The 19,563-nt window shown below is 50.7% G+C and carries 19 protein-coding genes; 12 read left to right on the top strand and 7 right to left on the bottom strand.

What is annotated here, in order from left to right; translation table 11 throughout:
* The first annotated feature begins 40 nt into the window (after positions 1–40).
* Together ACFSW8_RS10960 and ACFSW8_RS10955 are read left to right on the top strand one after the other, a co-directional pair.
* Positions 41–466 carry a hypothetical protein gene (locus ACFSW8_RS10960; protein WP_377086120.1) on the top strand — a complete coding sequence of 142 codons (426 nt, stop codon included), beginning with the start codon at positions 41–43 and terminating at the stop codon, positions 464–466.
* Between the two features lie 21 nt (positions 467–487).
* Positions 488–1,828 (top strand): hypothetical protein, encoded by a 1,341-nt coding sequence (locus tag ACFSW8_RS10955; RefSeq protein WP_377086118.1) that lies wholly within the window; start codon positions 488–490, stop codon positions 1,826–1,828.
* A 52-nt stretch (positions 1,829–1,880) separates the two neighbouring features.
* On the opposite strand, the gene ACFSW8_RS10950 is transcribed toward ACFSW8_RS10955, so the two are convergent.
* The 6 genes from ACFSW8_RS10950 to ACFSW8_RS10925 form a co-directional block, all read right to left on the bottom strand.
* Positions 1,881–3,791: a RecQ family ATP-dependent DNA helicase gene (locus tag ACFSW8_RS10950; RefSeq protein ID WP_377086116.1), complete on the bottom strand. Its 1,911-nt coding sequence runs from the start codon at positions 3,789–3,791 to the stop codon at positions 1,881–1,883.
* Between the two features lie 13 nt (positions 3,792–3,804).
* A complete protein-coding gene (locus ACFSW8_RS10945; protein ID WP_377086115.1) occupies positions 3,805–4,344 on the bottom strand; it encodes a hypothetical protein in 540 nt (179 codons plus the stop codon).
* A 124-nt stretch (positions 4,345–4,468) separates the two neighbouring features.
* Positions 4,469–5,230 (bottom strand): triose-phosphate isomerase, encoded by a 762-nt coding sequence (gene tpiA, locus ACFSW8_RS10940; RefSeq protein WP_377086113.1) that lies wholly within the window; start codon positions 5,228–5,230, stop codon positions 4,469–4,471.
* Between the two features lie 32 nt (positions 5,231–5,262).
* Positions 5,263–6,462, bottom strand: coding sequence for a phosphoglycerate kinase (locus tag ACFSW8_RS10935; RefSeq protein WP_377086111.1), 1,200 nt, complete (start codon positions 6,460–6,462; stop codon positions 5,263–5,265).
* A 101-nt stretch (positions 6,463–6,563) separates the two neighbouring features.
* Positions 6,564–7,568, bottom strand: coding sequence for a type I glyceraldehyde-3-phosphate dehydrogenase (gap, locus tag ACFSW8_RS10930; protein WP_377091359.1), 1,005 nt, complete (start codon positions 7,566–7,568; stop codon positions 6,564–6,566).
* Between the two features lie 184 nt (positions 7,569–7,752).
* Positions 7,753–8,592: a metallophosphoesterase gene (locus ACFSW8_RS10925; protein ID WP_377178228.1), complete on the bottom strand. Its 840-nt coding sequence runs from the start codon at positions 8,590–8,592 to the stop codon at positions 7,753–7,755.
* Positions 8,593–8,715: 123 nt separating this feature from the next.
* On the opposite strand from ACFSW8_RS10925, the gene ACFSW8_RS10920 reads away from it, so the two are divergent.
* From ACFSW8_RS10920 to proB, 10 genes are all read left to right on the top strand, one after another.
* Entirely contained in the window at positions 8,716–9,159 is a 444-nt protein-coding gene (locus tag ACFSW8_RS10920) for a deoxycytidylate deaminase (protein WP_377086105.1), read from the top strand.
* Between the two features lie 28 nt (positions 9,160–9,187).
* Complete coding sequence (locus ACFSW8_RS10915) at positions 9,188–10,303, top strand: ABC transporter ATP-binding protein (RefSeq protein WP_377086103.1); 1,116 nt, start codon at positions 9,188–9,190, stop codon at positions 10,301–10,303.
* A 7-nt stretch (positions 10,304–10,310) separates the two neighbouring features.
* The gene (locus ACFSW8_RS10910) at positions 10,311–11,813 is read left to right on the top strand and encodes an ABC transporter substrate-binding protein (protein ID WP_377086101.1); all 1,503 of its coding nucleotides are present in this window, start codon (positions 10,311–10,313) and stop codon (positions 11,811–11,813) included.
* Entirely contained in the window at positions 11,810–13,507 is a 1,698-nt protein-coding gene (locus tag ACFSW8_RS10905; protein ID WP_377086100.1) for an ABC transporter permease, read from the top strand. The genes ACFSW8_RS10910 and ACFSW8_RS10905 overlap by 4 nt, the downstream gene beginning before the upstream one ends.
* 61 nt (positions 13,508–13,568) lie before the next feature.
* The gene (locus tag ACFSW8_RS10900) at positions 13,569–14,015 is read left to right on the top strand and encodes a hypothetical protein (RefSeq protein WP_377178226.1); all 447 of its coding nucleotides are present in this window, start codon (positions 13,569–13,571) and stop codon (positions 14,013–14,015) included.
* 79 nt (positions 14,016–14,094) lie between these two features.
* The gene (locus ACFSW8_RS10895) at positions 14,095–14,298 is read left to right on the top strand and encodes a hypothetical protein (RefSeq protein WP_377086096.1); all 204 of its coding nucleotides are present in this window, start codon (positions 14,095–14,097) and stop codon (positions 14,296–14,298) included.
* A 26-nt stretch (positions 14,299–14,324) separates the two neighbouring features.
* Positions 14,325–15,275: a hypothetical protein gene (locus ACFSW8_RS10890; protein WP_377086095.1), complete on the top strand. Its 951-nt coding sequence runs from the start codon at positions 14,325–14,327 to the stop codon at positions 15,273–15,275.
* A complete protein-coding gene (locus ACFSW8_RS10885; RefSeq protein WP_377086093.1) occupies positions 15,263–15,898 on the top strand; it encodes a class I SAM-dependent methyltransferase in 636 nt (211 codons plus the stop codon). Before ACFSW8_RS10890 ends, ACFSW8_RS10885 begins: the two co-directional genes overlap by 13 nt.
* Positions 15,899–15,960: 62 nt before the next feature.
* Entirely contained in the window at positions 15,961–17,667 is a 1,707-nt protein-coding gene (locus ACFSW8_RS10880) for a putative manganese-dependent inorganic diphosphatase (protein WP_377086089.1), read from the top strand.
* A complete protein-coding gene (gene proB, locus ACFSW8_RS10875; RefSeq protein WP_377086087.1) occupies positions 17,664–18,422 on the top strand; it encodes a glutamate 5-kinase in 759 nt (252 codons plus the stop codon). Before ACFSW8_RS10880 ends, proB begins: the two co-directional genes overlap by 4 nt.
* On the opposite strand, the gene ACFSW8_RS10870 is transcribed toward proB, so the two are convergent.
* Positions 18,376–19,311, bottom strand: a complete 936-nt coding sequence (locus ACFSW8_RS10870; RefSeq protein WP_377086085.1) for a YihY/virulence factor BrkB family protein — start codon at positions 19,309–19,311, stop codon at positions 18,376–18,378. The two genes, proB and ACFSW8_RS10870, sit on opposite strands and share 47 nt — an antisense overlap.
* Positions 19,312–19,563 lie beyond the last annotated feature (252 nt).

Below are 19,563 nucleotides of genomic sequence, written 5' to 3'. Positions count from 1 at the left end.
GGTCTTGACAAGGCGGCGTGAGATCAGATGGTAGGGACCTATGATAACATCAATGATTCGACCGTTTTCCGTCGTGGCTGTAACAGCAATGGTATGCTTGGGTTCTGTGCGTGCTGAGGACGACACGAAGATGGCTACTGAGATGAAGGTTGTGAGTAAGCAGCTCAAGGCATTACGCACGATTCCTAAGGATGATTATGCTGCTGGAGCGGAAGCAGTACGCAAGGCGCACGAGGCTCTCTTGGCGGCGATGCAGTACATTCCCGTGATGGTAGAGGAGATGCCTGATGGTGAAGAGAAGGCTAAGGCGATTGCGGATTCACGTCGGGTGATGGGACTTTCTTATGCATCTCTTTGTGCCTTAGAGCTTGCTTACCTTGAGAAGGATCCAGCGAAGATAGAGGCAGCGATGAGCAAGGTGAAAGAGGTCAAGAAAGAGGGACATAAAAAGTATACGGACGACTAAATTTTTGCTAGATTACGCGCTATGAAGAAGTGGGTGAAGCGTTTGGTAATTGGCCTCATAATCATAGCGTGTGTCTTTGCTTTTTCGGCAAAGTTCTTGCTCACCAAGGAATTGTTAGTTGAGCAAGCTGAGGATGCTATCAATAGCCGGGTGCAGATTGGTAGTTTTGAGGTATCGTTATTTTCATTTCCAGCGAAGGTGACGTTGCGTGATGTGATCTTGGCGGAGCGTGACAACTATGCGAATCGCAAGGTGGCCTATGCTGAGAGGGAACCGATAGCGACGGGGGCTTTATCGTGTGATGTGATACGCTTTGATGTGTCGCTGTGGGAGTTATTATCGCGGAAGATTTACGTGGATACTTTTGAAGCGGACGGGTTTCATGCAAAGGTGAGTTTGTATGAGGATGGAACGAACTCCTTGAATGCGTTATTTGCGGATCCGCATGAGCCGGTGCCAGATGCTGTGGCGGAGCCGCCGAGTTTCAATGCGAAGCGCAGTGAAGAGTTTGTGACTCAGTTAGATTCTATAAGGATTACGGATGCTAGCTTTGATTTGTTAATTGAGAAGACGGGTGTTTTGGTATCGGGGCAGGGGTGTCAGGTTTTGATAGATGATATTGAAGTGAATCCCAATTCTTTGGAGGTGGTGAATGAGGCAAAGATTCAGTTAGGCTCACGTGTTGAGATTTATGATTCAGCCTCTAAGACGGTAAAGTTTGGGGTGATTGGTTTAAGTGGGCCGGCGGTGGCGAAGTTATTTGACCCGAGCAATGGTGATTTGGATCCAGATGTGATGATTGATTTAGACTTTTCTGAGGATTCTTATTTGAACACGCGGGTGCCATATGTGGAGAAGGTTTGGGATACGGCGAAGAAGCTTGAGCAATTTGGGGTGAATTTAGGGACATTACCTGACAAGGCGACCTTTGGTCGGAGTCGTAAATTAGCGGGGAGTTACAAGCGTGGACGGGTGGATGTGAGTGAGGACATTTCGATTGTGGTGCATGATTGGGAGGTTGCGATCAACGAGGGTTCTTGGATCGAGTCTGGGAGTGAGCAGCATGCGTTTTTAATTGATGTTGCGGCGAGCAAGAAGTCGAGTGCGTCGGTAGTGAAGCATGTTGGAGATTTGGCGGGGAAGGTGTCTCAGTCACTGGGCGAGGCGTTGAATGCGAATGTACAGAACGAGTGGTTAGTGGATGGGAAGCTGACTTTGCGTTTACGGACGCAGGGGAGTTTTTCGAAGCCGGAGGTCGATATGCTGACCAAGTTGCCCGATGTGGAGGGCCTGATAGAGGACTATGCTAAGAAAAAGGCGACGGACTTTTTGTTCAAGCATTTGGGGCGCGACAAAGATTGAAGGCGCGCTGAGAGGGAGCGTGATTTGAGAGAGCCTGCGGGTGATGGGGTTTTTAATCGCGGGCGTTGAGTGAGGCTTTGGCGTAGGCGAAGACGTCTGTGTAAGGCAGGTGTTTGAGTAAGCCGAAGTGCTGGTGGAAGTGTAGCTTGTAGTGGCGCAGGTAGGGGGAGGCGATTCCGCAGAGGAAACGTGCAAGTTGTTGGTTTGTTTTGAAGTGGTGTCTTGGGTTAGTGGTGAGTTGATGGATCATTTCTTGTTCCTGCGGGCTCGGTTCTGAGGGGGCTGAGTTTGGGAGCCGGCGCGGGACTTTGAGATTGAGGCAGGCACTGCATTTGCCGCAGTTGGGGGCATCTCGTTCACCGAACCAGTGGGCTAGAGCTTTCGGGATACACCCTCTTGTTAGACTGATTTTGGTAAGGTGGTGGAGTTTTTCGAGGTCGTGTTGGTATTGGGCATGGAAAGTTTCGTGGAGGGAATCGACGAGGGTTTCGAGATGGGGTGGTTGTTTTTTGATTGTGTAGTGCCAGAGCCAGCCACTGGGTTTGAAAACGATGGAGGAAGCGAGTTGATCGAGGGCATTCCAGAGGGTTGGTCGGGAGATGCCGAAGTCGTCTTGTGAGCGGTTGGTATCGTAGCGTTCACCGAGGGTGAGGATGTGGTTGATTGCTTTTTGTGTTTTTTTGGGGAAGTGATCGAGTGTGAGTGATTGGCCGGTGGGGATCCAGGCGCGGATGTAGCGCCACGAGGTTCCTTTGAACTGGAGGTAGTGGGTGACTTCGAGTCGAGCTAGAATGATGTCTAGTGTGGAGACGTGAAAGTCATGGAGCAGGCGTGTGTGGTAGGGGGAGAATTCGATGTGTTTGCCTTGTGAGAAAAGTGACTCGAGGAAGCGGGAGAGGGTGTTTTTACGCAGGAGTTTGGTGTGGATGAAATTCTCTAGAGGGATGGTGTCGTCACCGCAGGCGAGTAAAGTGCAGGTGCTGGGTTTGCGGTCACGTCCTGCTCTGCCGGCTTCTTGCATCCAGCCTTCGGGTGATTTTGGGAGGTGGTAGTGGACGACGGATCTGATGTTAGGTTTATCGACACCCATGCCGAAAGCGATGGTGGCGACGACGATCTGAATCTTATCGTGGAGGAAATCGTGTTGGACTTGGCTGCGTGCGGGGTTGCTCATACCCGCATGGTAGGAGCGTGCTTGGTAACCGTTTTGGCTGAGTGTGTGTGCGATTTGCTCGCACTGTTCCTGTCGCATCGCGTAGACGATGGCAGGGAGGGTATCTGGGGAAGCCAGTGTGCTGAGCAAGGCAGCGGTTTTATCCTCGGGTGTGAGTGGGGTGACTTGGAAGGTAAGGTTGGGGCGGGTGTGGCTGCTTGTGAACTGGTGGGCGGTTTTGATTTTGAAATATTTCCTGATTTCGAAGGCTGTCTTTTTTGTCGCGGTAGCTGTGAGGGCGAGCGTGGCGTGGGGTTTGAGCTGGCGAATAATTTTTGGGAGGTAGAGGTAGGAGGGGCGGAAGGTATGGCCCCACTCGGTGATACAGTGGGCTTCATCGATGGCGACGAGTGCGATATCGATGTGTTTGAGGGCAGTGACGAGGGTGGTGGAGGCCAGTGATTCTGGGGAGGTGTAGAGTAATTTAATTTCTCTCTTTTTGAGTTTCTCGATGGTTTCCGCGCGTTGGGTGAGTGACTGGGTGGAATCGTAGCGAGCCGCGGCGATATTTTTTCGCTGCAGTTCAGTGACTTGGTCTTCGATGAGCGATAGCAAGGGGGAGATGACAATGCTGACGCCCTCTAGGAGGAGTGCGGGAAGTTGATAGGTAAGAGATTTCCCTCCTCCTGTGGGAAGAATGGCGAGAGTGGGAGCGCCGCTGAGGGTGCTCTCGATGATTTCGCGTTGGAGGGGGCGAAAGGAGGCATGCCCGAAGTGTGAGAGCAGAGTGGGCTCGAGCAAGTCAGACATTCAGCGGGGGCGATTAGTTACGCACGGGTTCGATACGCTTTTCAAGGAAGCGGATAGAGAGGTGGTATTTGCCATTTTCGCGGGCGACGCCCATGAGAAGGGTACCTTCTTCGGGGTGCCAGAGGTGGGAGTTGAGAATCATGCCTTCTTCGAGCTGAGAGCTTGTGGGCATAGTATTGCCCATGACGGGGTTTCCGTAGAGTTCCGTGATGAGGCTGGAAGCGGACTTGAAGGCTTCTTTCAAGGTTGAGTTGTACTCACCGACAGGGATGGCATCGGAGCGGAGGGTGATTTCCTTGAGTTGGTCGTCTTCGTCCCAATCGAAGTAGAGAGCAAAGCTCAGGCCGTTGAGTTGTTTTTTGATTCTGAAGGTGCCATTGAGTCCGACGCGGCCGAACATGGTTTCAGGCACGGTATTTTCCACACGCTCGCAATTCATGAGCTTCTTTGTGACATCCAACTTCGAGTCGCCGTATTCTAGGTCTTCATAGACACCAGCTTGCAGCGTGAGAAGGGGGCAGCAAAGGAGTAGGGATCGTATTAGTGTGGTCATACACTGGGCAAAATAGAGAGAAATTGGGTGCAGGCAACCGCTGAATGTTGAAAAATGCTGTCATAAAAAAGGCCCTGCACTGGGAGTGCAGGGCCTAAAATGTATATTTTCAGCGTTGTGGTTTTTACTGAGCTGAATTTTCGAGGATGCCAAAGAAGCTATCGGCTTCGAGAGCGGCACCTCCGACGAGGGCACCATCAATATCTTCCTGGCCGAGGAGTTCACCCGCGTTGCCTGGCTTCACGGAGCCACCGTACTGGATGCGAACAGCATCGGCAGTGGCTTGGTCGTAGAGCTCGGCGATGACTGAGCGAACGAATTTTTGGGTGTCTTGAGCTTGTTCCGCAGTCGCTGTGACACCTGTACCGATGGCCCAGACTGGCTCGTAGGCGACGACGACATCTTCGAGAGAGTCGATGTCTTTAAGGCCTTCTGTGATTTGGGTGCGGAGGACTGACTCAAGTTGTCCGCCTTCGCGTTCTTCGAGTGTTTCACCGATGCAGAAGATTGGCTTAAGGCCTTCAGCGAGGATTTTTTTATTCTTCGCATTGATGAGAGCATCGGACTCACCGTAGATTGAGCGGCGCTCTGAGTGGCCAGTGATGATGTACTGGGCGCCGACTTCTTTGAGCATGGCAGTGCTGATTTCACCGGTGAAAGCACCAGACTCTTGTTCGGAGCAATTCTGAGCTGCGACTGCGATGCGGTTATTTCCGGCAAGTTTGGCAGCGAGTGCTGGGATGGTAACGAAAGGCGCGGCGATGACGATGTCTGCGGAGCCAGCGAAAGCATCTACTTTCGGGATGAAGGTATCGAGGAATGCTTCTGCTTCGGCTGGGCCTTTGTTGAGTTTCCAGTTAGCTGCAACGATAAGATTACGTGACATGGTATATAATTGTTAGTTGTTAATGATAAGAGTTAAGCGTCTGTGAGTGCGGCAACGCCTGGGAGGGTTTTGCCCTCGAGGAGTTCGAGTGAGGCACCACCGCCAGTGGAGAGGAAGGAGAAGTCTGCTGGATTGCCAAACTTGTTAGCAGCGGTGACTGAGTCACCACCACCGACGATGCTGAGAGCGTCAGAGGCTGCAACAGCTGCGGTGAGAGCCTTAGTGCCTTTGGCGAAGTTATCCATTTCGAATACGCCCATCGGCCCATTCCAGAGGATGGTTTTGGCGCCGGCGACGACTTGTGAGAATTCTTCGATGGCTACGTCACCGATATCGATACCTTCCCAGTCATCTTCAATGGCACCTCCGTCAGCATAAGGAGCAGTGACTTTAGTTTCGGCGGTAGGGCTGAAGTCTTGGGTGACGCGGGTGTCGGCAGGGAGGTAGAACTTGATACCTTTCGCTTCTGCGTCAGCGAGGATTTCTTTGGCGAGGTCGAGGAAGTCGTCTTCTACGAGTGATTTACCAATTTTGTATCCTTGTGCTTTGCGGAAAGTGTATGCCATAGCGCCGCCGATGATGAAGGTGTCGGCTTTATCCATCATGGACTTGATCACTTGGATTTTATCGGAGACTTTCGCTCCCCCCATGATAGCGACGAATGGTTTTGCAGGGTTTTCGAGTTTCACCTGGAGGAACTCGAGTTCCTTTTCGATGAGGAATCCTGAGACGGAAGTGTTGACGAAGTGTGTGACGCCTTCTGTGGAGGCGTGAGCACGGTGGGCGGTACCGAAGGCATCGTTGACGAAGATTTCAGCATTACCGGCGAGTGCTTTTGAGAATTCTGGGTCGTTAGCAGTTTCGCGGTTATCGAAGCGTGTATTTTCGAGCACCATTGCGTGTCCAGCTTGGAGAGTTGAGCGCAGGGTGGCAGCGTGTTCACCGACAGTGTCGTCAGCGAAAGCGACGGGAGCACCGAGGTGCTCGGAGAGGCGTTTAGCGACTGGGCGCAGTGAGAATTTTTCTTGTGGTTCCCCTTTTGGGCGGCCGAGGTGGGAGCAAAGAACGAGTTTAGCACCGCCATCGAGGAGGTGTTTGATAGACGGGAGGGCGCCAAGGATGCGAGTTTCGTCAGTGATTTGGAGTTCGTCGTTAAGTGGTACGTTGAAGTCTACACGCATGAGCACTTCTTTGCCCTGCACATCGATGTCGCGGATAGTAAGTTTTGGCATGGTTGGAAAGTTGTCGGTTAGTTTTGTGGTGAAGTAAATAAAACAGGGGAGACTGGTTAGAGCCTCCCCTGTTGGAAATGATTCACATCATTACTGATGGATTAGAGACCTTTAGCAAGGAGGTCAAGGCCTTCAGCGGCGCGGTTGGAGTAACCCCACTCGTTGTCGTACCAAGAAGCGAGTTTAACCATTGTGCCGTCGACCATTGTACAACCGGAGTCGTAGATGGAGCTGTGTGGGTCGGATACGATGTCCTGAAGAACGATTGGTTCGTCAGTGTATGCGAGAACACCTTTCATTGGGCCTTCAGCAGCGGCTTTGAATGCTGCGTTTACTTCTTCGAGAGTCACTTCACGAGAGAGTGTACAGACGAAGTCAGTGATAGAACCAGTAGGAGTAGGTACGCGGTAGGAGTTACCGTTGAGCTTACCTGCGAGTTCAGGGATGACTTTACCGATGGCTTTCGCAGCGCCAGTGGATGTTGGGATGATGTTAACTGCAGCTGCGCGTGAGCGGCGGAGGTCACTGTGAGGAAGGTCGAGGATGCGCTGATCGTTCGTGTAGGAGTGGATGGTAGCCATCATGCCTTGTTCGAGACCGAATGCGTCGTGGAGAACCTTCACCATTGGTGCGAGGCAGTTAGTGGTGCAGGAAGCGTTAGAAACGATGTGGTGCTTAGAAGCATCGTAGTCACCGTCGTTGATGCCAATGCACATCATGAGATCTGGATCTGGAGCAGGAGCAGAGATGAGAACTTTCTTAGCACCAGCGTCGATGTGCTTCTGGCCACCTGCTTGGGAAGCGAAGAAGCCTGTGGATTCGAGAACTACGTCTACTGCGAGTTCTTTCCAAGGAAGTTCGGATGGTTCGCGTTGAGCGAGAGCTACGATCTTGTGACCGTTTACGATGAGGTGCTTATCGTCGTAGGAAACTTCTGCGTCGAGCTTGCCCTGGGATGAGTCGTACTTGAGAAGGTGTGCGAGAGTCTTGTTGTCAGTGAGGTCGTTGATAGCGACTACTTTTTCAAGTTCACCTTTCTCGATGAGAGCGCGAAGGACGTTACGTCCGATGCGTCCGAAACCGTTGATTGCGTAATTGGCCATAATTGTATTATGTGATGAATGTCTGAAGTCAGCGGCTCGTTGCGAGATGCTTTTATTTCAGCCGCACTGAGTGCGGGCGGGGATTATGGGGGAGAATTTCTCCACGTCAACACTCTGGTTTGCCATTCCCGTGTGTCTCTTTGGTCACCAGTGTCTTAGCTTGGGGTGATGACGTGAATTGCATTCTTTATGCAGGGGAACGCAAAGTAAAAATGACTAATTCGGGTGGGCAGGCAAAGCGGACGCGTAAGCCAGAGGTTCCGGTGCCACGTGAGACAAAGAGTTGTGAAGCATCGACTTGATAGTCACCATAGATGTAGTTTTTTCCATATTCGACAGTGACTGGGGCGTAGCCGAGGAAGGGGACGCGGCATTGTCCGCCGTGGGTATGTCCTGAGAGTTGGAGGCCGATGTTGCGGACGGCGCGCATGTTGTCGAAATAATCTGGTTCGTGGACGAGGGCGACGAATGGGGCGTTAGAGGGGATATTTTTAAGGGTTTCTGAGGCGTTAGGGGTGCCAAACCAGACGTAATCTGAGCCGGCGAGGTAGAGTGGGGAGCCTTTGATATGAAGTTGGGTATTTTGGTTAATGAGGAGGTTGATGTTAGCGGCTTCGAAGTGTTTGCGGTAGAAGGCGCGGGAGCTACTCCAGCCGTCGTGGTTTCCGAGTACAGCGGTGATGCTGTGAGTGGCTTGGAGTTGTTTGAGGTGTTCTATGAGAGGAGGGAGGACTGAGGGGTCATCCGTGACGTAGTCACCGGTGAGAGCGATGATGTCGACATTTTCCTGATTAACCGTGGCGACGAGTTTTTGCATGAGAGCGTCATCTGTGCCTGGTTTGAAGTGGAGGTCGGTGATTTGAGCGATGGTGAGACCGTCGAGGCTGGGGTCGAGGTTTGGGAGGGTGATTTCTCTGCGAGTAATGCTGAGGCGATTTGGTTCTATCAAGAAGGCGTTAGCGACAGCTGCAGCGGGTGCGGCAACGAGTAGGGCTTTGAGGCTTTGGCGTCGTGAGAGCTTAATCATGGGATGATATAGACAGGATAGTGTGAAGTGATGATGAAGCCAACGTGAATATCTTGTGGTTGGGGTGGAGCTGGAGGGAAAAAGTGTTGAGCTTAAGGAGGGAGTTGTGTTGAAGTGCATGGCATGAGTTCGGAACGATTATCGATCCCCCAGTACGCGATGGCATTGGCACATGTGGCAAGTTTACGCAGTGAGGATCCGTACCGCAAGGTGGGGGCGGCGGCTTTAGATTTTGATAATCGTGTGATTGGGACTGCTTACAATGGTCTGGCTCCGGGTTTTGATGCGCCAGTGGGGTTTTGGGATGATAGAGAAGGCCGGCAGAAATTCATGCTACATGCAGAGGTAAACTTATGTAGTTTATTCAAGCGTGGGGAGGCGAAGGTGATAGCGACAACGACGATGCCCTGCACTGCTTGTATGCAGACATTATGTGCATATGGGGTGAAGGAGATTTACTACCGTGACATCTACAAGAAGTCGGATGCGCCTGAGATTGCGAAAGTATACGGAATAAAGTTAGAGCAGGTGGAAACGTATCCGCTACAGCCGATGGCAATAGATTAGAGATCTCTATTCTTGCATTCCCCCGTGCATGAGGAACTATACGGGCGAAGCGATGGATGCGATTCAAATAGATGGTGTGAAGAAGGGTTACGGCAAGGATGTCGTGGCACTTGAAAATGTGAACCTCCACGTCGGTGCTGGAGAGTTATTCTTTTTGTTAGGTTCAAGTGGTTGTGGGAAAACGACTTTGTTGCGAACCATAGCAGGCTTAGAGGAGCCTGATGAGGGGCGTATTTTATTTGGTGAGAGGGATGTTACTGAGGTGCCGACGCATAAGCGTGAGGCTGCGATGGTGTTTCAGTCATATGCGTTATGGCCGCACATGTCAGTGGGGGATAATGTTGCGTTTGGTTTAGAGGAGCGTGGGGTGCAGGGGGATGAGCTAGTCGATAGGACACTTGAGGCGCTCAAAGGGGTGCATTTGGAGGGGTATGAAGATAGAAGGGTGGATCAATTATCTGGCGGTCAGCAACAGCGTGTTGCGTTGGCACGAGCATTAGTTGTTAGGCCAAAGTGTCTATTGTTAGATGAGCCCTTGTCGAATTTGGATGCGCAATTGCGCTTAGAGATGCGCACGGAGATTCGTCGGATTGTGAAGGAATTTGGTTTAACAGCGGTGTATGTAACGCACGATCAGGAGGAGGCATTATCTGTAGCGGATAAGATTGCGGTGATGCGCGATGGGCACATTGCGCAGGTGGGGACACCTGAGGAGGTTTATCGGACGCCCCGGAGTAAGCACGTGGCTCAATTTATGGGGGAGACAAATTTCTTGGCAGGCAAAGTCGACTGGATTGTTCACGACGACCACCGGGGGTACAGTGTGCGAGTGATTTCTGCTGCTGGTGAGATTTTTCAAGGATATGTGACGGAACCGGGCTGGAAGCCTGATGTGGGGGATTCGGTTGTGGTGAGTGTTCGGCCGGAGGCGTTACGATTTGATGATTCTGGTGACGTGATCAACCAGGTTTTTGGTCAAGTGATTGAGCGTGTGTATCAGGGGGCGACGATTCAATATTTGGTTCAGAGTGACGAGGGGGTCTACATTCAGGTTTCAGAGCTGAACCCGAGGCATTTACGTGAGCCTCAGGAGCGAGTGGCTTTGACGGCGAGGCAGCAGGATGTGGTAATGTTGAAGCCCTAAGGAGACGATGAAGAAGTTCTGGAACAAGCGCATAGGGGTGGTGGCTACGATAGTGATCGTGGCGGTGGCTCCACTGTTGTTGCAGAGGCCTGAGGCAGTGAGTCGCTCTGAAGCAGAGGAGTCATTGGTGGTAATCACTCCGCACAATGAGACGATTCGCAGTGAGTTTGCTCAGGCATTTAGTGCGTATTGGGAGAAGAAGACGGGCAAGAAGGTCTATGTCGACTGGCGGACACCAGGTGGGACGTCGGAGATCCGTATGGTGTTAGACAGTAAATTTGCGCGGGCGGGAGATAGTGAAGGTGTGGGGGTGGATGTCTTTTTTGGGGGGGGCGATTACGTCTTTGAGCAACAGGCGAAGAAGGGGCGCTTCATGCCCTTGGAGGTGTTTAAGCAACACCCTGATTGGTTTAAAGGTGAGGGGGGGATTCCTCAAGTCTACACGGGTGAGAAATACTACAGTGCAGAGAAGTTGTGGGTGGGAGTGTGTTTGTCTCAGTTTGGCATTTGCTACAATGTGGATGTTTTAGAGCGTTTGGGGATTGAGGCGCCGGAGACATGGGATGATTTGGGGGATCCAAGATACTTTGGGACGCTTGCATTAGCGGACCCCTCCAAGAGTGGGTCTGTAGCGCGGGCTTTCGAGATGTTAGTTCAGCAGAAGATTCATCAAGCGATTGCGCAGACGCGGCGTGAACCTGGTGAGACTGAAGCAATGCGACGCCAGCGGGCGATTCGTTATGGTTGGGCGGACGGGTTAAATTTGATTCAGAAGATCTCGGCGAATGCGCGCTATTTCACGGATGCAGCCACTAAGATTCCACACGACGTGGCTCAGGGGGATGCTTCGGCTGGGATGTGCATTGATTTTTATGGGCGTGCGTACAACGAGAAGTTGAAGAAGGCGGATGGGAGTTCGAGGCTACAATGGGTAGCTCCTGAGGGGGGGACTTCTTTGAGTGTGGATCCGGTGGCCATTTTTAGGGGGGCGCCGAATGAGGAATTGGCTCAAGGGTTTGTGGAATTTTTGCTGAGTGATTCTGGTCAATTGTTGTGGAATACGCAGGTTGGAGCTCCGGGCGGGCCTAAGCGACGGGCGTTGCGGCGGATGCCGATACGTCCGGCTGTTTACAGTCCAAAGAATTTGGCGCACTTTACGGACCCGGAGGTTTTACCATTTGAGAAGCCACCATTGTTTATCTATCAGCCTGAGATTACGGGGCCAGTTTTTGGGGCGCTGCGGTATGTGATCAAGAGTATGTGCATCGATGCGCACAAGGAATTACAGGCGGCATGGGCAGCATTGATTGAGAATGACATGCCTGAGCACACGTTGGACCACTTTCACGATGTCTCTTATGTTTCATACATCAAAGCAATGGGTGAGATACGCGCTCAGCTGAAATCTGGAGACAAGTTAGAATCGGCAGAAATAGCCAAGCGCATGACTGGGGTGTTCCGAAGAAACTATAAAGAGACAGCAAGTTTAGCAGAGGAGGAAGGCAAGTGAAGAGAGGTAAGGCATTATTGATCACCTTGTTAGTGACGGCATTTTTTGGCTTATTTTTTATTTGGCCAGTGTGTGATGTGCTGAAGCAAGCGTTTGTGGATGAGGAGGGGGCATTTACGATTCATTTTTTATGGGCGGTATTATCGAACCCGATCTATTTAGAGGGTTTATGGAATGCATTTGCATTGGGGGTAGCGAGTACCTTTGTGACCTTTATTGTGGCATTGCCTTTGGCTTTGATGTCCTACCGTTGGGCATTTCCTGGGAAGAAGTGGTTGTCTTTACTGGTGTTGGCTCCACTGGTGTTGCCGCCTTTTGTTGGGGCGGTAGGGGTGCGTCACATTTTGGGAGTCGAAGGGGCGTTGAATGCGTTTTTGATTGATCTAGGATTGATGGCTGCATCGGCGCCAACTGATTGGTTAGGTGAAGGGAAATTTTGGGGAGTGGTGGTGATGAATGCGCTGCATTTGTATCCGATATTGTATATGAACATTCTGGCGGCGCTGGGAAATTTGGACCCCGCGATGGAGCAAGCGGCCCAGAATTTAGGAGCATCACCGTGGAAGCGATTTAAGAAGATTACATTACCACTCTGCATGCCTGGGATCTTTGCGGGGGCAGCGATTGTCTTTATTTGGTCATTCACGGAATTGGGGGTGCCCTTGGTGTTTGATTATACACGGGTGGCCCCGGTGCAGATATTTGATGGCTTGAAGGATCTCAATGCCAACCCGATTCCGTACGCTTTGGTTGCGATCATGTTGACGATCTCAGTGTGTGTATACGCGTTTTCGAAGGTGATTTTGGGGCGCAATAAGTTGGCGCACGCGAGCAAGCCTAAGGGGAATGCTCAGGAGCGGAAGTTAGGAGGTTTGGCTGGAGCTATGGCTTCATTGACTTTCGTGGCGGTGTTTGTGTTGGCGACGATTCCGCACTTTGGAGTGCTCTTTCTATCGACCTCCAGTGATTGGTACGGGACGATTTTGCCAGAGTCATTAACATTGGCGCATTACGGGGAGGGCTTGGGGCATCCGTTGGTACTGGGGTCCATCAAGAATAGTTTATTGTACGCCTCTGGGGCGACATTTCTGGATGTGATATTAGGGGTGGCTATTGCTTGGGTGGTGGTGCGCAGTAAGATGTGGGGCCGTGGGGTTTTGGATGCTTTAATGATGTTGCCGTTAGCTGTACCTGGATTGGTTTTGGCATTTGGCTACCTCTCGATGAGTGAAAATGGGGGGGCTTTTGCCTTTTTGATTGGGGAGAATGGCAATCCAGCATTTTTGTTGGTGATTGCCTACGCGGTGCGTCGTCTTCCATTTGTGGTGCGGGCAGCAGTTTCTGGTCTGCAGCAGAGCAATGTGCAGCTTGAGGAAGCTGCAATGTCTATGGGGGCGTCGCCGTCTCGCGCATTTTGGCGTGTTGGTTTGCCATTGATTGGCTCGAGTTTGATAGCTGGGGCGATATTGGCATTCGCATTTGCGATGCTAGAGGTGTCTGATAGTCTTATTTTAGCTCAGCAGGCTGAGCATTATCCTGTGACGAAGGCGATTTATGCCTTGTTGAGTACTCTGGGGAATGGTCATGAAATCGCATCAGCATTGGGGGTGTGGGCTATGGTTTTCTTAGGGGTGGCGATTGCGGGAGCCTTTGTTCTTGTTGGAAGAAGAGGAGGGGGCTTGTTTAGGTTTTGATTGTTTGACCTAACGAGGGAGTCCAAATATGATACAAAACAGCTTCGTGAAACTGTGGATCATGCAATCTAACTCTCTCAGAAAACTTATTTTACTCTTCCTGTGTTTGCTAACATCCTGTGTAAATGGGGAGGAGAGAGTTCAGCTTAACTTTCCAGAAGGAGAGACGCTAGTGTCGCTTGAAGTGATGTCGAATAAGGAGTGGCAGTATACGCTTCAAGACCAGAGTAACCGTAAAACGATAATGACAATAGTCAGTGAAGGTTCCGTGCGCAACATTGCTGGTGTTATTTTTGATACGCACAAAACATGGGTGAGTGGAAAAAAGAGGATTAAGTTAAGCTATGCACATTTGGCAGACATAAATAGGTCTGCAATTCAACTTGTTGTTGATGAGAAAGGTCAGGGGAGGACTGTGATTAGTGTCACTTTTGAGGGAAAAGCCAAGCTTCCGATGTGGGTTGAATGTTTGTCCCAAAATTTTGAACCTGAGGCAGCGAGAAGATGATTAAGAATATTGCATATGCGGATTTCTCATTAATGTGGTCTTGATTTCCTCCTGATGTGGGTTATGGGTTCTCGCCGTAATGAAACTTTTTATTTATAGCGCTAGCGCTCTCGCTCTCTTCGCCGGACTGTCCTCATGTGAAAAACATGAATGGAAAGACGATCAAGGCAAAGGAGTGGTGGAACTCTATAAGTCTGACGACGACCACGGTCACGATGCACACGGTGACCACGGGCATGACCACAAGCATGAAGATAAAGCGGGGCACGCCGAGTCTCACTAGTGTGGAATTTTCAGGAGGTTCGATAAATGGATAAGCGTCCTCCTGCATGGCTGCTCCCAAACTTACTGAGCTTAGATGCTCCCTTGGTTGCAGTCATTTGGATGTGGATGCTTGCACGTGCGATGCGCGTGCAATATGTTGAGACTTCCTCCTATATCTTGTTAGCGGCTGCGGTTTGGTGCGTTTATGTATTGGACCGCATTCGTGATGTTCGCCGTGGGGTTCACCCAATCGAGGGGGAGATGCCGTGGCGGCACAAATTTCATTGGAAGGGACGGTTTGTTCTGTCTGGTGCTGTATTGTTGATTGTAGTCTACAGCGGCTATTTTGCCCTCTTTGAAATGCAACGGGTGTTGCTTACCGTGGGGGTAGTAGGATTGGTGTTAGTGGGATGCTACTTTCTTGTTTCTTTGTTTGATCGTTCCGATGTGGCATATGGCAAGAACCTGATGGCGGGCATGACCTTTGCTTTTGGTGTGGCGGCCCCTATAGTGGTGGCCTCTGAGCCTTTGCCATTGGTTTTATCTGATGTTTTCGAGCCATTTCGTGGGGCGAGTGGATTGCTTGTGGTTCAGGCTTTTTTTGAATCATTGATGCGCTTTGTGGGGATGGTGTTGATGACCTTGAAGATGGTTTTGTTGTCAGTTCATGTGCTGTTGTTCGGGCTGCTGTGTGTGATGAATATCAATGCGATCGATTTATGGGAGCGTTCTCGCAGGTCTGATGATCCGGAAGTGAAGCAAGAGAGCGAGTTTGCATTATCGATGGGGTTGTTTGCATTAGTGGTGGGGGCTGTGATGGCAGTGGCTTTTTACGTCGATGATTATAGTGCTCCCTTGTGTTATGCAGTGATGGCTTCCGCTGGACTCTTACATGTCATCAACCGTGAACGTTCGAGGTTTTCCGTGGCGGCGCTGCGTGTGATGGCAGACTTGGCCTTGATTCTTCCAGTGCCTTTAGTCGTGTGGCTGAGTTAGATTATTCAGCGGTCGCACGGGTGTATGCTTGGCTGGAGCGTCTAATCTTTGGTTCGCTTCTCATGCGTGCACGCTTGTGGTGTTTAGGGCTGTTGGAGACGCAGTTAGAAGCTGGGGAGGAGAATAGAGTTTTACTTGTAGGTGAAGGAGACGGCCGCTTCCTCGAGAAGTTGTTGGAGTGCGATAAGTATTTTCGGGTCGATTATCTGGACTTGAGTGAGGGGATGATGCGAGAGGCTCGCGCACGTGTGGGGGAGGATGCACGGGTGCGCTGGCATTGTGGTGATGTGTCTGAGCTGGTAGAGAGTAGAGGGTATGCGGCAGTGGTTCTGCATTTTGTGTTGGATCACTACGAGGGGGGAGAGTTGGCGGGGGTGGTTGCGAAAATCTCTGAGCTAGTAGGAGAAGGTGGAAGTGTGTTTGTGGCTGATTTTGATGAGACAGCGCATTGGAAGGTGCGGTGGGTGGTGCGATGGATGCAGGTGTTCTTTGGTTGGACAGCCAGAGTCGACAAGGTTTTTGTCGCTCGTGCTGATGCCTATTTCCTTCGTAATGGACTTACTTTGTATGAGGAAAGCTCATTTTGGCGAGGTGGGGTCTACATGCAGCAATGGAAGATGTAGTAACTCGCTATTGCATTGCTGGAAAATTGTGATGTTCTTGTCTGCCTATTACGAACGCGACGATGACTCTGACAAGCCAGAACCCCACTTATGTAGTTGGTCACCTCAATCCGGATACGGATGCGATTTGTGCAGCCATTGGTCAGGCTGAATATTTGCGACGTGCTGAGAGCGTCGATGCTGTGCCTATCCGTTGTGGAGATGTGCCATCACGTGTAGCATGGGTGCTGGAGCAGGCTGGCGTGCCTACTCCTGATCTTGTGACCGACGTGCGTACTACCGCGAAGCTCATTTGTGATCAGCAATTTGTTTCTGTTTCTGAGGGGGATACGTTCTACTCGGTGTATCGGGCGATGCAGAAGTGTGAGGTGAAGTCGATTCCAGTCGTGAATGACTTAGGTGAGATTAAGGGCATTTTGAAGTTCACCGACTTAATGCAGCTTTTGATGCCGGTAGAGATTGATGCGACGAATAGTGTGAAGAGCGTGCAAGCATCGCTCAAAAATATTAAATCAACCTTGTTTGGGCACTCTGTGGGGGGAGATCTGACTGATGAAGAAGAAGATCTCATCATGTTTGTGGGGGCCTCAAGTAAGGATAGTACTATTTCAAGTATCGATTCTACGCTGAAAGAAGGATTAAGCCACAAGCAGATTGTGATCTGTGGTGACCGCGAGGACATTCAAAAGGCTGCGGTAGCGATTGGTGTGCGCTTGGTGATTGTGACTGGAGGTTTTGCTGTGAGCGAGCACGTCAGTGAGATGGCTAAAGAGAATGGTGTTGCCATTATTACTTGTCGCTTTGACACAGCAACGACAGTTCAGCTAGTACGTTGTTCGCGTGCCGTGAAGAGTGCGCTTGGGCATGACTTTCTCTGTGTGGATGCCGATGAGGCGGTTTCTGATATAAAGAAGCGTCTCTCAGCGGCGCGACAAGATTTGTTTCCGGTAGTGGTCTCTGGTACGAGGAAGCTTGTTGGGGTGTTCCGCAAGTCAGCCTTGGTTGATCCCGCTCGGACACGTCTGGTTCTTGTTGACCACAACGAATACTCTCAAGCAGTTCGTGGGGTAGAGGAAGCGAATGTAACGGAGGTGATTGACCACCACAGGTTAGGTGGGGACATCATGTCGCGTGAGCCAATTCGTTTCTTGAATGAGCCTGTGGGCTCATCTTCGACCTTGGTGGCGAGAAAGTTTCGCTATATGCAAGTTCCACTCTCTCGGGGAGTGGCGATGTGCCTTTGTGCAGGATTAATTTCTGACACCTTGAATCTGACATCACCGACGACGACGGAGTTGGATAGGGATATGTTGCAATGGCTCTGTGATATAGCTGGTGTTGATGCTGAGCAATTCACGCACGACTTTTTTGCTTCTGGTTCCTTGTTGCGCAAGGGGTCAGTGGATGAACTGATTGGTACAGACCGCAAAGAGTTTAAGGAGTCAGGCAAGTTCATAAGCATTTCGCAAGTTGAAGAGATGGATCTTGAGCGCTTTCCTGAGAGGGCTGAGGATATGATCAGCGGCTTGGAGAATCTCATTTCCAACAAAGGGTACGATGTCGCATTGTTGGCAGTGACAGACATTACCAAGCATCATAGTAAGATAGTTGCAGTAGGTGATACTCGTATCATTGAAGCGCTTCCATTTGATCGCTGTAGTGACAATGTCCTAGATGCTGAGGGGGTGGTTAGCCGTAAGAAACAGATTTTCCCAGCAGTCAGCACTGCCATTGTTGATGCAGCAGCAACTTCACTTGAAACTATATGAAGCCAGTAGTTATTAAGATTGGTACAGGGGTGCTCACACGTGAAAGTGATGGACTACTCGACCGTGCAGCTCTTACAAAGTTGGTCACGGCCGTTGCTGATCTTGTGCATTCTGGCCAGCCTTGCGTCTTGGTTTCTAGTGGTGCCGTGGGAGCGGGGGTTTCCCAGTTAGGGCTGCATGAATACCCATCGGATGTGCCCACACGCCAGGCGTGTGCGGCAGTGGGGCAGACGCGTTTGATGCACGCTTATGAAAACTTGTTCTCAAACTTTGATTTGAGTGTGGCGCAATTATTACTCACGGCGGATGACTTTCGTGACTCTGCGCGCTTGAGGCGGATGGAGGATACCCTAAGTCGACTCTCACAATGTGCTAAGATCGTGCCGATCATCAACGAGAACGACTCGGTAGCTGTGGAGGAATTGAGCATGGGAGATAACGATATGCTATCTGCACGTGTGGCAGGCGTGATTGGAGCTTCTCAGTTAATTTTGCTTTCAAATATTGATGGTTTACTTGCACCAGAATCTACTGAAGTGATTCCCTTGGTAGAAAAGGTGGAAGATGTACTCGGTTTTATTAGAGCAGACAAAGGTAAGTTTTCCATTGGGGGGATGGCCTCCAAGCTTAAGGCTGTGCAGGTGGCGCTCGATGGGGGAATCGAAACTGTGATAGCCCACGGTAAAAGCCCAGAACGTCTCGAAGCGATTACTCGGGGAGAGGGGTTGTGCACTCGCTTTCTAGTTCCTCAGTAGCTTTTGCTTTTTTGGACTTCTTCTCTAGTTGTCTTCTTTCGCGTGCAAGGTTGGCGCTGAATTCCGCGCTATACAGGACGGCTTGCATGGCAAAGTAGATCCAAAGTAAAATCAGGACGAGGGTGAGCGCCCCACCGAACATGTTGGTGATGTTCGCGTGTCTAAGAAAGATCATTAGGCCGTATTTCAGGCCAATGATTAGCAAGGAGCAGACGACTGCACCGTAGATGGCTTCTTTAAGTTTTGGGGGGCGCTTGGGGAGCCAGCGCATGATGACTGTGGCCAGAAAGGTGACTGAAATGAAGGTCGCGAGAGGGGACAGATAGCTGATGAGCTTCGCTAAGATAATGGAGTCATCATCTTCTAACTGATTGTGAATGGCATTGATGATGCTCTCGCTAATTACTGAGCTAGCAATCACAAAGCCTAGGGCAATAATGATGATGAAGGATATGACTCGGCCCAGCAGAATGGAGAGAGCCGCATGCGATTTCTTCTTATATTTCGGATTCCCAAATATATTGCTTAGGGCTCTGCGCAATTCGTTGATGACTTTGGTTGCTGAGAACGCAAGCACGAGGGCTCCGACTAGTGGGGAGTATTTATTGTCGACCCACTGGAGGTCTCGATTGAGTGTCTGTGTAAGATAATCACCTGCGCTGAAGCCGGTGACTTGGTTGGTTTGTTCAAGGAGGCTGCTGGTGGCAGTGTCCTTACCCACCAGCATCGAGGCTACGAAGAGACCAATGAGTAAAATGGGGATAAAGGAAAAGAGGGAATAGAAGGCTAATGCCGCAGCCTCATTTGCGTGGTTGCTCTTCCACCATTTATAACCAGCATGGGTGAAATGCCCAAGCCATTCCTTAAAAATGGATTTTAAGTCGACCATGAGGGTATCCTAACAGAGTGAATTCAAGCGGCAAAACTAATTCTGCGAGCAAAGAAGCTAGAATGGATCTGGGTGGGTGAGGAAAAAATGGTGGTTCCGAAAAATGGGGAATTGTTGATGTATGTAGGACTTGTAGAAACGGGGTATAAAAAAGTGACAAAAAAGTGTCGAAAGGTCTTGCATGGGGTCGGGAAATATGTAGATTGCGCCCCGCCTCACCCGCCAAGGGGAGCGCAGGAGAGACTCACCAAG

Source organism: Rubritalea tangerina, from assembly GCF_042683245.1.
Lineage (GTDB): Bacteria > Verrucomicrobiota > Verrucomicrobiia > Verrucomicrobiales > Akkermansiaceae > Rubritalea > Rubritalea tangerina.
This window is presented reverse-complemented; position numbering and strand designations above follow the sequence as displayed.

What these genes read in the sequence shown, in the direction of transcription:
- ACFSW8_RS10960 (WP_377086120.1), top strand. Translation starts at nt 41, where the DNA reads ATGATAACATCAATGATTCGACCGTTTTCCGTCGTGGCTGTAACAGCA.
- ACFSW8_RS10955 (WP_377086118.1), top strand. Translation starts at nt 488, where the DNA reads ATGAAGAAGTGGGTGAAGCGTTTGGTAATTGGCCTCATAATCATAGCG.
- ACFSW8_RS10950 (WP_377086116.1), bottom strand. Translation starts at nt 3,791, where the DNA reads ATGTCTGACTTGCTCGAGCCCACTCTGCTCTCACACTTCGGGCATGCC.
- ACFSW8_RS10945 (WP_377086115.1), bottom strand. Translation starts at nt 4,344, where the DNA reads ATGACCACACTAATACGATCCCTACTCCTTTGCTGCCCCCTTCTCACG.
- tpiA (WP_377086113.1), bottom strand. Translation starts at nt 5,230, where the DNA reads ATGTCACGTAATCTTATCGTTGCAGCTAACTGGAAACTCAACAAAGGC.
- ACFSW8_RS10935 (WP_377086111.1), bottom strand. Translation starts at nt 6,462, where the DNA reads ATGCCAAAACTTACTATCCGCGACATCGATGTGCAGGGCAAAGAAGTG.
- ACFSW8_RS10925 (WP_377178228.1), bottom strand. Translation starts at nt 8,592, where the DNA reads ATGATTAAGCTCTCACGACGCCAAAGCCTCAAAGCCCTACTCGTTGCC.
- ACFSW8_RS10920 (WP_377086105.1), top strand. Translation starts at nt 8,716, where the DNA reads ATGAGTTCGGAACGATTATCGATCCCCCAGTACGCGATGGCATTGGCA.
- ACFSW8_RS10915 (WP_377086103.1), top strand. Translation starts at nt 9,188, where the DNA reads ATGAGGAACTATACGGGCGAAGCGATGGATGCGATTCAAATAGATGGT.
- ACFSW8_RS10910 (WP_377086101.1), top strand. Translation starts at nt 10,311, where the DNA reads ATGAAGAAGTTCTGGAACAAGCGCATAGGGGTGGTGGCTACGATAGTG.
- ACFSW8_RS10900 (WP_377178226.1), top strand. Translation starts at nt 13,569, where the DNA reads ATGCAATCTAACTCTCTCAGAAAACTTATTTTACTCTTCCTGTGTTTG.
- ACFSW8_RS10895 (WP_377086096.1), top strand. Translation starts at nt 14,095, where the DNA reads ATGAAACTTTTTATTTATAGCGCTAGCGCTCTCGCTCTCTTCGCCGGA.
- ACFSW8_RS10890 (WP_377086095.1), top strand. Translation starts at nt 14,325, where the DNA reads ATGGATAAGCGTCCTCCTGCATGGCTGCTCCCAAACTTACTGAGCTTA.
- ACFSW8_RS10880 (WP_377086089.1), top strand. Translation starts at nt 15,961, where the DNA reads ATGACTCTGACAAGCCAGAACCCCACTTATGTAGTTGGTCACCTCAAT.
- proB (WP_377086087.1), top strand. Translation starts at nt 17,664, where the DNA reads ATGAAGCCAGTAGTTATTAAGATTGGTACAGGGGTGCTCACACGTGAA.
- ACFSW8_RS10870 (WP_377086085.1), bottom strand. Translation starts at nt 19,311, where the DNA reads ATGGTCGACTTAAAATCCATTTTTAAGGAATGGCTTGGGCATTTCACC.